Source organism: Delftia lacustris (assembly GCF_040267515.1).
Classification (GTDB): Bacteria; Pseudomonadota; Gammaproteobacteria; order Burkholderiales; family Burkholderiaceae_C; genus Comamonas; species Comamonas tsuruhatensis.
This window is the reverse complement of record NZ_CP141274.1, coordinates 4,152,000-4,163,922: the sequence shown is the minus strand read 5'-3', so window position 1 is coordinate 4,163,922 and position 11,923 is coordinate 4,152,000. Positions and strand designations below refer to the sequence as shown.

The 11,923-nt window shown below is 63.5% G+C and carries 11 protein-coding genes; 5 read left to right on the top strand and 6 right to left on the bottom strand.

Annotation, left to right across the window (positions count from 1 at the left end; genetic code table 11):
• The first annotated feature begins 186 nt into the window (after positions 1-186).
• Positions 187-693, top strand: a complete 507-nt coding sequence (locus tag U6958_RS20365; RefSeq protein ID WP_143044736.1) for a hypothetical protein — start codon at positions 187-189, stop codon at positions 691-693.
• Between the two features lie 99 nt (positions 694-792).
• A complete protein-coding gene (locus U6958_RS20360; protein ID WP_167368437.1) occupies positions 793-1,845 on the top strand; it encodes a DUF2971 domain-containing protein in 1,053 nt (350 codons plus the stop codon).
• A 72-nt stretch (positions 1,846-1,917) separates the two neighbouring features.
• Here U6958_RS20360 and U6958_RS20355 read toward each other — a convergent pair whose 3' ends face one another.
• The 3 genes from U6958_RS20355 to U6958_RS20345 all read right to left on the bottom strand — a co-directional run bounded on the left by U6958_RS20355 (position 1,918) and on the right by U6958_RS20345 (position 5,069).
• Positions 1,918-2,364 (bottom strand): hypothetical protein, encoded by a 447-nt coding sequence (locus U6958_RS20355; RefSeq protein ID WP_074924433.1) that lies wholly within the window; start codon positions 2,362-2,364, stop codon positions 1,918-1,920.
• Positions 2,365-2,661: 297 nt separating this feature from the next.
• Entirely contained in the window at positions 2,662-3,849 is a 1,188-nt protein-coding gene (locus tag U6958_RS20350; protein WP_012202818.1) for an IS481 family transposase, read from the bottom strand.
• 284 nt (positions 3,850-4,133) lie between these two features.
• Positions 4,134-5,069 (bottom strand): LysR family transcriptional regulator, encoded by a 936-nt coding sequence (locus U6958_RS20345; protein WP_071955294.1) that lies wholly within the window; start codon positions 5,067-5,069, stop codon positions 4,134-4,136.
• 132 nt (positions 5,070-5,201) lie between these two features.
• Here U6958_RS20345 and U6958_RS20340 point away from each other — a divergent pair, with 132 nt between their 5' ends.
• The 3 genes from U6958_RS20340 (at position 5,202) to U6958_RS20330 (ending at position 8,307) form a co-directional block, all read left to right on the top strand.
• Positions 5,202-6,161 carry an alpha/beta fold hydrolase gene (locus tag U6958_RS20340; protein WP_074923639.1) on the top strand — a complete coding sequence of 320 codons (960 nt, stop codon included), beginning with the start codon at positions 5,202-5,204 and terminating at the stop codon, positions 6,159-6,161.
• Positions 6,162-6,218: 57 nt separating this feature from the next.
• Positions 6,219-7,223, top strand: a complete 1,005-nt coding sequence (locus U6958_RS20335; protein ID WP_074923643.1) for a tripartite tricarboxylate transporter substrate binding protein BugE — start codon at positions 6,219-6,221, stop codon at positions 7,221-7,223.
• Positions 7,224-7,392: 169 nt separating this feature from the next.
• Positions 7,393-8,307, top strand: coding sequence for a LysR family transcriptional regulator (locus tag U6958_RS20330; protein WP_016448094.1), 915 nt, complete (start codon positions 7,393-7,395; stop codon positions 8,305-8,307).
• Positions 8,308-8,342: 35 nt separating this feature from the next.
• Here the strand turns inward: U6958_RS20330 and U6958_RS20325 are convergent, their stop codons facing one another.
• From U6958_RS20325 to U6958_RS20315, 3 genes are read right to left on the bottom strand one after another with little or no spacing between them, the layout of a single operon-like run.
• Positions 8,343-9,320 (bottom strand): tripartite tricarboxylate transporter substrate binding protein, encoded by a 978-nt coding sequence (locus tag U6958_RS20325; protein WP_012205004.1) that lies wholly within the window; start codon positions 9,318-9,320, stop codon positions 8,343-8,345.
• 33 nt (positions 9,321-9,353) lie between these two features.
• On the bottom strand, positions 9,354-10,859 hold the full coding sequence (locus U6958_RS20320) for an acyl-CoA synthetase (protein WP_074923638.1): 1,506 nt from the start codon (positions 10,857-10,859) through the stop codon (positions 9,354-9,356).
• Entirely contained in the window at positions 10,856-11,761 is a 906-nt protein-coding gene (locus U6958_RS20315) for an SDR family oxidoreductase (protein WP_074923637.1), read from the bottom strand. The genes U6958_RS20320 and U6958_RS20315 overlap by 4 nt, the downstream gene beginning before the upstream one ends.
• Positions 11,762-11,923 lie beyond the last annotated feature (162 nt).

Sequence of the window (11,923 nt, the reverse complement as noted above, 5' to 3'; positions counted from 1 at the left end):
CTCTCGGTTCTGAGTCGGCAACAGCAGAAATCAGACGTATTATTAGTAATATAAACTTATACATGCCATTCGCCGCAGTGATATGCGGTAAGAGATTTTCGTCATCTAATTTAGACCGCAGGCTCCAGTTTCGGTCTATGGATGGGCATAGTCGGAATCATGTTAATATTTTAAAAGGTTTATCTAGTGGCAGTCACTGTTAAAGAGGTGGTTAAAGCATTTGAGTTACTCTTCATTTCAATGCATCGCAAAGAATTTTGTAAAAGTCTTAAATTGAAAGATTTTACAGAGCGTGAGTTACAGCCGTTGGTCAGAACATTCCTCTTGGGCTACTTTGGAGAGTCAATTGTGCCAGAGGCCTCCGTAGTTCTCCCTGGATCGTTGAGTGGAGGGGGGCGTGTTGATTATCTGATCGACAATGTTGCTGTTGAATTGGCGGTTCGAAATAAAGGAAAAGCAAAATCTACAATCTCTTCGTCGGTCAATTCAAATGAGATGAAGAAATTAATGAAACATGATGGTCTAGCATTGTTGGTCTTACTGGATTTCTCTGACTCACCTGCCAATGACGAAGAAATAAGCCGATTTAGAGACTGGCCATCGCTGGGGCGTGGGAATTATAAAAAATCACCTTTCAATGTTGCCTACTTCTATAAAGATCCTAAAAAACAAGCTTGGTTTTTGCTGCATTAGGAAAAATATTAGTGTCGCGTGATTAATCAACAATCCATCGAGAGGATGATTTCCGGCCTACGGCCTTTCAATCACCTGTTATGAAAAACATTGTGCATCGTGAATAATCCAACTAGGCGCCTCGCCTATAAGTACCGTAGCGGCGACTTCACCACACTCGAGCGCGATTTGGTATCGCTTCAAAATGCAACGTTCTATGCGGCTGAGCGTCATACGTTGAATGATCCGTTCGAAGGGCGCTTTGATCGTGTGCCACTCGACGCTCAGTTTGATGCGATACGGGGTTGGGTGGCAGCGAACGCGCCTACGGCTTGTGCATCATTTGACGAAGTCTCTGATGCGGCGAGCAAGGTTCTTGAATTTGTTGACAAGAGCGGGGTTTTTTCGCTCAGCTATAACCCTCTGCAAGAGTTGATTTGGGCGCACTACGGCGGCTCTCATCGCGGATTCTGCATTGGGTATGACTTAGAAAAATTAGTTGAGTTTGAACCTAACGTTCATCATTTTCTTGACGTTCAGTACAGCAACACGGCCCCAGCCATACTGCCCGCTGACCTGATAAAATCCGAGTCCCATTTTGATGTTCTGACGAAAATGCTCGGCGTTAAGTCGAAGCCATGGGCATACGAGGAGGAAGTGCGCGTCATAACTACCCCTCCCGGCTTGCACGAACACGACTACAGGGCTGTTAAGGTGGTTTATTTTGGCCTCCGCTGCACTAAGATCACACAGCACTCTGTAATGGAGGCCTTAGCGGGGCGAGATGTTGTTTATGAGCAAGTCATAAGTCAGCCTTCTTCGTACTCCTTGCATACGGAAAAATTGCCAGACAAATATAAATCAGCACCGAGGTACAGACAGAATGTTGCTCCCATCAACGATGGTGCGATATACCTTGATTATCTGAAGCCTGAGCAGAAGCAGTACGCCGACTATCTATACAAGGCAGCCGAGATCGTACGCAGGGAGCCATACTGCCAGGAAGTCTCAACCGTAGACTTCAGTAGTTCGAGGAGCAAACCCGGAAACCCAATCATCTATGTGCAGTATATTCGTGCGCCCAACAAATGGTTCAACCACTATCTTTCTTTGGCGGAAATTGAAAAGCAATACCAAGCACTTGGTCTTCTAAAGAACGAAGTAAAAAATTAATTTGAGCAGGCGGTAGATATATTTCTTAGAAATTTATTGATTGGTGATCGAGTGTGTCCAAGACGCTAAACCTCACCCAAACAACCCCCCCTCATCCAACAACTCAAACGCCACCTCAGGCGTCCTCTCCATCCCCCGCCGAATCGCCGCAGGAATCGCCTGCCGCGTCTTGCTGCACAGCCCGCGCATGGGCAGGACCTCGATCTGTATGCCGCGCACGGTGCGCACTTCGCTGGCGCCGGGCTCGATGTGCACGCGGATGCCGAGCTGCTCATACATGCGCTGCTCCACATGGCGCAGGTCCTGCAGGCTGGTGATCTGCTCTAGCCGCAGCAGCAGGCGTTTTTCCTCTTCCTTGGTGAGGCGCAGGATGCGCTGGTCGGCCATGGAGTCGGCGAGCAGGGCGTCGTGCTCGCAGATGCAGGCGCCCGGAGGGCAGGGGACTCGGATCGGAATCTGAACGGGAAAGCTCATCGATACCCAAAGGAGAGCCGCCCCGGCCGGGGCGGTGCAGGCCATGCTAGTTCAAGGCTGCAGCGGGGCCAAGGGGAAAGTCCTGGGCGCGCCCGCCGCGACCCGTCCCGTCCCGTCCCGTATGTCCGCGCCTGCGTCGTGGCGGTTGCGGGGTTGCAAGCCTGCCGAAGGACAGGCTTGCTTCGTCATCTGACTCGCCGTGATGTTTGAGTGAAGCGCGTAGCGCGCAACGAGTTTCACGGCGAACCCCGCAGCCGCCACGACGCAGGTTGCCCCGCAGCGAAGCGAAGGGGTCGCGGACATTCGGGTTGTACGTGTCAAGGACATGGGTAACAACTCAGCTCACAGACATGGGTAACACTTCAAGCTCACATAGTCCTTCTGCGGTCCTCGCACATCCTCTTCGTTGAAGCAGCCCAGTCGCACCGGCCCCAGATACACATCCCACTGGCCAGCGGCCACCTCCTGCATCCCGATCCACTGCCCCGCCAGCAGGTAGCCTATGTAGACCCGCAGCGCTCGCCAGTAGATCAAGCCGTTGTGGCTGACCCGAACCCTTTCCCAATGCTTCGGGTACTGCAGCTCGGGTAGCTTTGAGGGGTATGGCCTGGTCGAGTCGCTGTAATGCTGGGCCGGCATGCTTTGCTGCAAGGCCTCATGCGGGCGCTGCTGGTTGTAGTGCTCCACAAAGGCATCGAGCTGCATCTGCAATGCCGCTTTGTCCGCCGCAGGCTCTTTGCCCAGGGCATGCTTGAGCGTGCGGTGCATCCGCTCGTGGCGACCGTTTTGCTGTGGCTTGCCCCTCTCGATGCGCTCCGGCCTGATGCCCAGCCTTATCCACCATATCGCCAGGCGTGACAGGCCCGCCACGCCAGTAGTCGCGAACGGCGGACCGTTGTCACTGCGTATGCGCTCGGGCAGTCCGTATTGCCGAAACACCTGTTCGAAGCTGCGTTTGGCATCCTCGTAGTTGGGGCTGTCGTAGACATGCACGGCCAGCAAATAACGGCTGGCGTGGTCCATGATGGTCAATGGATAGCACCAGTGACCATCGGCTGTCTTGAACTGGCCTTTGTAGTCTGCACTCCACACCCCATTGGGCTGCTTGCTCGTTCGCAAGGGCTGGGCCGTAGGCACCGAGCGTCTGCGTACACGCCTGCTGCAAACAAGCCCCTCAGCCTTCAGCACGTTGTAGATGGTGGTTTTGCTGGGTGTCTCCTGTGGGCCCCAGCGCTGCAGGAGCAAAGCGTGCAGCTTCTTGGGCCCCATCTGTGACCTTTGCTGCGTGCGCAGCTCAATGATGGCCCGGCGCTGTGCATAGCTGATCGCCTGATTGTTCCCGTGGGGCCTGCGACTGCGTTCTTGCAATCCATCCATGCCCAGTTGGCGGTAACGCTCAACCCACTTGTAGGCCGTCTTGCGGCTGATGCCGTAGCGCCTGCACAGCTCGCTCAGCGGCGCACCACCGCGCAGGTGGTCGGCTATGAAGAGCAGTTTCTCGTCCATGGGTGCGCACTCCTTCCAGGGCATGGTGATCGCTCCTTGGCTGCTGTTGGCTCCAGCTGCCAAGCTTGGATCTGTTACCCATGTCCTTGTACTGATGTGTCACCTATGAGTGTGAGTCGTACCGGGTCGCCTTCTTTGATCTGACCTTTCTTGGCGAATCAAGAAAGGGCAGTCGGCTGCCGGGCCGAGACCCGGCCTCTAAAAGAAACCGCCCGGCAGGGGCAAGAAGAGCGCGCGGCGCTCAAATTTACAGACGTTAAACAACGCAAGGCCGCAGCCGCCAAGTCACACAAACTGACCCACCCGCCTCACGACTTCTGACTCCTCCCATAAAGATTCTCCAACCCCGCCCACACCCTGCGCGTGAGCGGCTTGCTTTGGGCCGCAGGCCGCCGGTAGAGCCGCACGTTGATGGGCACGTCCTTGTCGGGCCCGGCCGCGCGGGCCAGGCGGCCATCGGTCAGGTCGGTCTTGACCAGGGTGAGCGGCAGCCAGGCCAGGCCCAGGCCCTGGTGGACCATGGCGTGCAGGGAGTCGGCGAGGTCGGCCTCGTAGACAGTGCGCAGGCGCGTGGTGTCGCACAGCTCGTGCAGGTGGCTGCGCAGGATCTTGCCCAGGGACATGCTTTGCGCGTAGTCCAGGTAGGGCACCAGCGGGCCGCCGCCGTGGGCGGGCAGGGCGTACTTGGGCAATTGGGGGACCAGGGGGATGCTGACGGGGATCAGCGTGTCCTGACCCACGGGCAGCCAGGCCAGGTGGTGGCCCTGCAGGCTGCCTTCGATGGCGGGCTGGGCGTGGCACATGAGCAGGTCCACCTTGCCTTGCAGCAGCATTTCCACGCCGTAGTCCAGGCTGGTGGTGACCACTTTCCAGCACAGCTGGGGCATGGCCTGGTTGAGGGCGGTGATGATGCCCGGCAGGACGGTGTGCGACAGCGTGCGGCCGGCCGCGATGGTGATGGTTTCATCACGCGTGCGGTGGGGGCGCTGCAGCAGGCCGTGGGTCTGCTCCAGGATGCCCAGCACTTCATGGGCCGAGGCCAGCAGCGTCTTGCCGGCGGCCGTGAGCGTGGTGGACTGGTGGCCGCGCTCGACCAGGGGCGTGCCCGCCCATTCCTCCAGCGCGCGGATGCGGCGGCCGAAGGCCGGGTGGGTGATGTGGCGGCGCTCGGCGGCCTTGTAGAGGCTGCCGGTGTCGGCCAGGGCCTGCAGGTCCTGCAGCAGTTTGAGGTTGAGTTCGTGCATGGGTAGGGTGGGTGCAGGGCTGTGCTGATCCGGCACAGCGCCGCCGCAATCGGCACAGCACCAAGGCGGGGCATGCCTAGCATGGCGGCATGCGAGAGAAGCCCTGTTATGCCTGAAGTTTGCCTCAGGAAGATGCAAAGCCATTTCATTGGCGGTGCGCAGCGCACGGTGCGGGATCTGCCGATCCAGCACAGGGAGGTGGTGCGCAATGGCGGCGAGCGGCCGCTGGACATGAATGGCAGCTACGCCGTGGGCCAGATGTACGCCATGGAGTACCGGCTGGCGCGTCCGCGCAGCCCCCTGCCGGTGCTGCTGTGGCATGGCGGCGGCATGACGGGTGCGCAGTGGGAGTCCACGCCCGATGGGCGCCAGGGCTGGCTGTGGCGGCTGCTGGAGGCCGGCCACGACGTGGTGGTCTGCGATGCCGTGGAGCGCGGCCGCGCGGGCTGGGCGATGTTCCCCGAGATCTATGCCGAGGCGCCCGTGTTCCGCAGTGCCGAGGAGGCATGGACGCTGTTTCGCATAGGCCATGGCGCGCCTTCGGGCGACGGTGTGGGCGAGCCCTTCGTCGGCCAGCGGTTTCCACATGAGAATTTTGACGCCCTGGTGCGGCAGATGGTGCCGCGCTGGCTGGGGCATGAGGCCATGGCCATGGCGGCCTATGACGCGCTGCTGGAGCAGTTCGGCCCTTGCGTGGTGATGGGCCACAGCCAGGGCGGTGGCTTTGCCGCGCATGCGGCCATCCGCAAGCCGAACCTGGTGCGCGCCGTGGTGGGCGTGGAGCCTACGGGCATGCCGGTGGTGCAAGAAGGGCAGCAGGGTCAGCAGGGGGCGGATGCCTTCGCGCCTGCATCGGCCATCCCGCACCTGGCGGTGTGGGGCGACCATTTCGCGCACAGCCCGCAGTGGCAGAAGTACCGCGCGCAGACCGATGTGTATTGGCAGCTGCTGCGCCGCCTGGGCGGCCGTGCCGAGGTGCTGGACCTGCCGGCCGCAGGCATCACCGGCAATTCGCATTTCTGCATGCTGGACACCAATGGCGACGAGGTGCTGGGCCGGGTGCTGGCCTGGCTGGAGCGCCTGGGCCGATGACTTGCCAGTGACTGGCCGGTGCTGGTCCCGAAGAATTTCAACGAGGAGAAAAATCTCATGCAACGCCGCAATTTCATGATCCGCAGCCTGTCTGCAACCACGGCGGCCCTGGCCCTGGGCGCCCTGGCGCCCGCGCAGTCGGCCCTGGCGGCCGATGCGGGCTGGCCCACGGCCGAGCCCATCCGCCTGATCGTGCCGTTCCCGCACGGCGGCACGGCCGATGTGGTGAACCGCCTGTTCGCGCAGCAGCTGGGCAAGGTGCTGGGCGCCTCGGTGATCGTGGAGAACAAGGCCGGTGCCGGTGGCTCGCTGGGCACGCGCTTCGTGGCCGATGCCAAGCCGGACGGCTATACGCTGCTGGGCGCCACGTCCAGCACGCACGGCACGAATCCGGCCGTCTACACCAAGCTGCCCTATGACGCGGTGAAGGATTTCACGCCCATCACCCAGGTGATCACGGTGCCGGGCGTGCTCAGCGTGCATCCCTCGGTCAAGGCGGCCAATCTGAAGGAGCTGATCGCGCTGGCCAAGGCGCAGCCGGGCCATCTGTCGTATGCGTCCTCGGGCGCGGGCGGTCTGGGTCATCTGGCGATGGAGCTGTTCAAGGCCAAGGCGGGCGTGCAGATCATGCATGTGCCCTACCGTGGCGCGGGCCCGGCCTTCACCGATCTGATCGGCGGCCAGGTGTCCATGCTGTGGGAGCCGCTGCCGGCTTCGCTGCCGCACATCAAGTCCGGAAAGATCCGCCCGCTGGCCGTGGCCACGGCCCAGCGCAGCAGCGAGCTGCCCGATGTGCCGACCTTTGCCGAGTCCGGCGTGCCCGGCTACGCCGTGCAGGCCTGGAACGGCCTGCTGGCGCCCAAGGGCCTGCCCAAGGACATCCGCGACAAGCTGCACAAGGCCAGCGTGCAGGCCCTGGCCGATCCGCAACTGCGCCAGCGCCTGGCGGAGCTGGGCGGCACGGTGGTGGCCAATACACCGGAGCAGTTCGGCGCGGTGATCCTCAAGGATGTGACGACCTGGAAGCAGGTGGCCTCTTCGTCGCAGATCAGCCTGGACTGATGGCACCGGGGAAAGCCCTGTGTCCCGGCGCCCACGGGTGGCGGGGCCAGGCGTCGTGACGGTGCCATAGTCCGGGGGTGGCGGTCCGGGCGCGTTGCCTGCGGCCGCGCACAAGGCCGCAAACAAGGCCGCGAACAAGGCCGCCCGCCTGACCTGCCGCTCCCAAGCCATGGACATCAACCTCATCCGCAATTTCGTAGAGATCGTGGACGCGCGCAGCCTCAGCGCTGCGGCGCGCAAGCGCGACATCACGCGCTCCAAGGTGAGCAAGGAGCTCAAGGCGCTGGAGACGGCGCTGGGCGTGACCCTGCTGCACCGCACGACGCGCAGCTTTTTGCTGACGGCGGCGGGCGAGGTGCTGTACGAGCATGGGCGCAGCATCATCCAGGAGGTGGAGGCGGCGCAGGGCGCCATCGACGCGCTGCAGCATGTGGTGACGGGCTCGGTGCGGCTGAGCATTCCCACGGGCCTGGGCGAGCTGTACCTGGCCGACATGCTGCTGGCGTTCCAGAAGCGGCACCCGCAGGTGCGCATCCGCGTGCTGTTCTCCAACCGGGTGAGCGATCCCATGAGCGCCCAGGTGGATGTGGCCGTGCGCGTGGCGCGCGACGTGCAGGAGCACCTGGTGGCGCGCGATCTGGGGCCGGTGGGCTTTGGCCTGTATGCCAGCAGCGCCTATGCCAAGGCGCGGCCGTTCCACGACCCCGCCGAGATTCCCCACGGCGTGCTGTTGACGCCGCCCGGCGACGGCAAGACCTATGCCGTCTCGGTGAAAAAGGGGCAGCAGGAGATTGCGCTCAAGTGCGAGCCCTGTATCACCAGCGAGCATTTCCCCTTCCTCAAGCAGTCCATGCTCCGGGGAAGCGGCGTGGCCACCTTGCCCAACTACATGGTGATGGACGAGCTGCGATCGGGCGCGGTGCAGCGCGTGTGCCCGGACTGGACGGTGTCCGGCCTGGGCGACCGGCTGTACATCATCACGGCCGAGGACCGCCGGCCCTCGCATGCCGTCAAGGTGATGACCGAGTTCCTCAGGGCCAGCCTGCTGCGCTTCGTGGAGCAGGCCGAGGTGTCCGGCCCTTAGGTCCTTAGGCCCTTAGTTCATCACCTTTTCGGTCTTCAGTTCTCCAGCGCAATCGCGTTGTCCGCGATCACCTTGCGCCACATCTGGCCGTCAGCGGCCAGGAAGTCGTCGAGCTGGGCCTGGGTCTGGGGCTTTCTGGCGGCCAGGGTCTGGTTGCCCAGGGCGCTGGCGAACTCGGGGTTGAGCATGACCTTGTTGACGGCGGCCTGCAGGGTGTTGCGCGCGTCCGCGGGCGTGCCTGCGGGCACGGCAATGCCGAACCAGGTGGAGGCCCTGAAGCCCGGCACGCCCGATTCGGCAATGGTGGGCGTCTGCGGCAGGAACTGCGAGCGCTCCGGCCCGGTGGTGGCAATGGCCACCAGCTTGCCGGCCTTGATGTGGGGCAGGGAGGTGCCGGCCACGTCCACCATGAGCTGGGTGTCGTTGGCCATGAGGGCGGTGAGGGCCGGCGCGCTGCCGTTGAAGGGAATGTGGGTGGCGGCCACGTCCAGGCGGGACTTGATCAGCTCGGTGGTCAGCTGCAGCGGGTTGCCCAGGCCGACCGAGCTGTAGTTGAGCTTGCCCGCGTGGGCCTTGGAGTAGGCCTTGAGGTCGGCCACGTTTTTGATGCCGGTCTGGCTGTTGGTGACCAGCACCAGCGGGGCCTCGGCCAGGATGTTGGTGAGCTTCAGCTCCCGGTCGGGGTTGTAGCTCAGCTTCTTGTAGAGCAAGGGGTTGAGGACCATGCTGGCATTGCTGGCCAGCAGCAGGGTGTAGCCGTCGGCCGGCGAGCGCGCCACGGCCGAGGCGGCAATCATGGTGTTGGCGCCCGGCCGGTTCTCCACGACCACGGACTGCTTGAGCTCCGTGGACAGGTGCGTGGCCAGGGTGCGGGCCAGCACGTCGACCGAGCCGCCCGGCGCATACGGGGCGATGAGCTTGATGGGCTTGCTGGGGTAGTCGGACTGGGCGAACCCGGGGGCTGCGGCTGCGGTGGCCGCAGCGGCAAGCAGCAATGCAATGGCCTTGTTCATGCGTTGTCTCCTTCTCTTTCGGTGTTGGCGGGTTCAGATCTTGCGCTGCGTCGCGCCCCAGTGGGCGTCGCGCAGCTTTCTTTTGGCGATCTTTCCGTTGTCGTCGCGGGGCAGGCGCTGGAAGACGAAGCTGCGCGGCAGCTTGTAGGCCGCCAGCCGGCCGCGCAGCCATTCTTTCAGTTCGGCCTCGGGCAGTGTGCCTGACTGGCCGGGCTCGACCAGGGCCAGCAGCCGTTCGCCGTACTCGGCATCGGGCACGCCGATGACGGCGCAGTCTGCTATGCCGGGGTGCTTGAGCAGCTCGTTCTCTATCTCGGCCGGGTAGATGTTCACGCCACCGGAGATCACCATGTCCGAGTCGCGGTCGCAGACGTAGAGAAAGCCTTCTTCGTCCAGGTAGCCCATGTCGCCCAGGGTGATGAGGCCGCCCTGGTCCATCTTGCGGCGGGCCTCTTCGTTGCCCTTGTAGGTGAAGTCGGCATAGGCGGGCTGGCGCACGTAGATCAGGCCCACCTCGCCCGTGGGCAGGGCCTGGCCCTGCCTGTCGAGGATGCGGACCTCGGCGTCCTGCAGCGGCAGGCCCGCGCTGCCCGGGTGGGTGAGGGCGTCGGCCGAGCCGATGAAGGTGACCAGGCCCGACTCGCTGGAGGCATAGGTCTCGTTGATGATGGGTCCCATCCACTCGATCATGGCCTTCTTGACCTCGGGCGCGCAGGGCGAGCCGGTGGAGGCGATGAAGCGCAGCGAGGAGATGTCGTAGCGCTCGCGCACTTCGCGCGGCAGCCGGAGCAGGCGCACGTACATGATGGGCACCATGTAGGCGGTGTCGATGCGGTGCTCCTGCACCAGCTGCAGGAAGCGCTCGGGGTCGAAGCGCTGCTCCAGCACCACCAGCTCGCTGAGCATGAGCGCGTTCTGGAAGTACAGGCTGGGCGCGCTGTGGTAGATGGGCGCGGTCAGCAGGGTGCGCGCGCCGGGCTGCAGGCCGTAGGCGGTGGCGATCAGCGCCTGGTTCACGGCCAGGCGCCGGGGCAGTTCTTCCACGGGAAACGCCTTGCGCAGCACGCCCTTGGGGCGGCCCGTGGTGCCCGATGTATAGGCCATGTGGCCGCGCGGCGCGACCAGCGGGCCGTCGTAGGGTGCCTGGGCGGCCAGCCAGGTTTCGTAGTCCTGCTCCGGCTCGCGTGCGTGGGCGACGCGCCGGGGCAGGTCCGCATAGAGTTCGCCCTTGAGGCCGTCGAGCAGGTCCTGGCTGGTGATGAGGGCGCGGGCGCCGCTGTCGGCCAGGATGTAGTCGATCTCCGTGGCCGTGAAATGCCAGTTGATGGGACAGTAGTAGATGCCCGCAATGCGGCAGGCATGGACCACGTCGGCGTATTCGATGCCGTTGCGCAGGAAGACGGCCAGCACGTCGCCTTCGGCCAGGCCCAGGCTGCGCAGGCCCTGGGCCAGCTGGCGGCCGCGCTGCTGCTGGGCGGCGCCGGTCAGCGTGCGCTGTTCGAAGACCAGGGTGGAATGGGGCGTGGCGGCGGTGCTCATGTGGGCGTGGCCTCCTGCTCCCCATCGTTGACGTTGGGCTGGTTGGCGGCCTTGGCCATCTGCCGGGCGCGCGCCCAGTCGGCATCGTCCCAGGCCTGGTATTCGGTGAAGTAGGCGCCGTTGGCCAGGGCGTCGCCGCCGTCCAGCGTGATGGTCTGGCCGTTGAGCCAGGTGTTGCCCGGGGCCAGGATGAAGGCGGCCATGTTGCCGATGTCCTCGCCCGTGCCCAGGCGGCGCGTGGGGTTGTCCAGGCGGCGGCGGTCGGCCGAGTCCTCGTTGCCGTCGATCCTGGGGCGCAGGCGCTGGCTGGCGCCCTGGGTGGGAATCACGCCCGGTGCAATCGCGTTGAACCGTATGTGCTTGGGGCCCCATTCCACGGCCAGCGATTTGGTCATGGCGTCCAGCCCGGCCTTGGACATGGCCGAGGGCACGACGAAGGGCGAACCCGTATCCACCCAGGTGACGACGATGGACAGCACCGAGCCCGGCAGCCCTTCGGCGATCCAGCGGCGGCCCACGGCCTGGGTGACGTAGAAGGTGCCCCGGAAGACGATGTCCGAGATGGCATGGAAGCCGTTGATGCTCAGGTCCTCGGTGCGGCTGACGAAGTTGCCGGCCGCGTTGTTGACCAGGCTCGTCAGCGGGCCGTGTTCGGCCCAGATGCGGTCGATGACGGTGTGCACGGCCTCGGGCTGGCGAATGTCGAGTTCATGCGCAAAGGCCTGCGCGCCCGTGTCGTTGTTCAGCATCTCGCAGGCCTGCTGCACCACGGAATGCCGCCGGCCGCACAGGTGCAGCTCGGCACCCAGCTCCGCCAGCTTGGCCGCCATGGCCAGGCCCAGCCCCGTGCCGCCCCCGGTGATCAGGACGCGCTGGCCCTGGAATAGATTGGCTTCGAACATGCTTGTCTCCTTTTGCTTTCACTCTAGGGAGACAGGGGCGGCTGGCAAAGGAGGGTGGTGGAACGCGGTTGGTTCCGTGGTGGAAACAATGGGCTTGTGTTTTGGGGCTGTGACCGCGGCTTGTCAGCGAGTGCAGGGGGGCTCATTTCCCCCTGCCGGGTG

What these genes read in the sequence shown, in the direction of transcription:
- U6958_RS20355 (WP_074924433.1), bottom strand. Translation starts at nt 2,364, where the DNA reads ATGGCCTGCACCGCCCCGGCCGGGGCGGCTCTCCTTTGGGTATCGATG.
- U6958_RS20350 (WP_012202818.1), bottom strand. Translation starts at nt 3,849, where the DNA reads ATGCCCTGGAAGGAGTGCGCACCCATGGACGAGAAACTGCTCTTCATA.
- U6958_RS20345 (WP_071955294.1), bottom strand. Translation starts at nt 5,069, where the DNA reads ATGCACGAACTCAACCTCAAACTGCTGCAGGACCTGCAGGCCCTGGCC.
- U6958_RS20340 (WP_074923639.1), top strand. Translation starts at nt 5,202, where the DNA reads ATGCAAAGCCATTTCATTGGCGGTGCGCAGCGCACGGTGCGGGATCTG.
- U6958_RS20335 (WP_074923643.1), top strand. Translation starts at nt 6,219, where the DNA reads ATGCAACGCCGCAATTTCATGATCCGCAGCCTGTCTGCAACCACGGCG.
- U6958_RS20330 (WP_016448094.1), top strand. Translation starts at nt 7,393, where the DNA reads ATGGACATCAACCTCATCCGCAATTTCGTAGAGATCGTGGACGCGCGC.
- U6958_RS20325 (WP_012205004.1), bottom strand. Translation starts at nt 9,320, where the DNA reads ATGAACAAGGCCATTGCATTGCTGCTTGCCGCTGCGGCCACCGCAGCC.
- U6958_RS20320 (WP_074923638.1), bottom strand. Translation starts at nt 10,859, where the DNA reads ATGAGCACCGCCGCCACGCCCCATTCCACCCTGGTCTTCGAACAGCGC.
- U6958_RS20315 (WP_074923637.1), bottom strand. Translation starts at nt 11,761, where the DNA reads ATGTTCGAAGCCAATCTATTCCAGGGCCAGCGCGTCCTGATCACCGGG.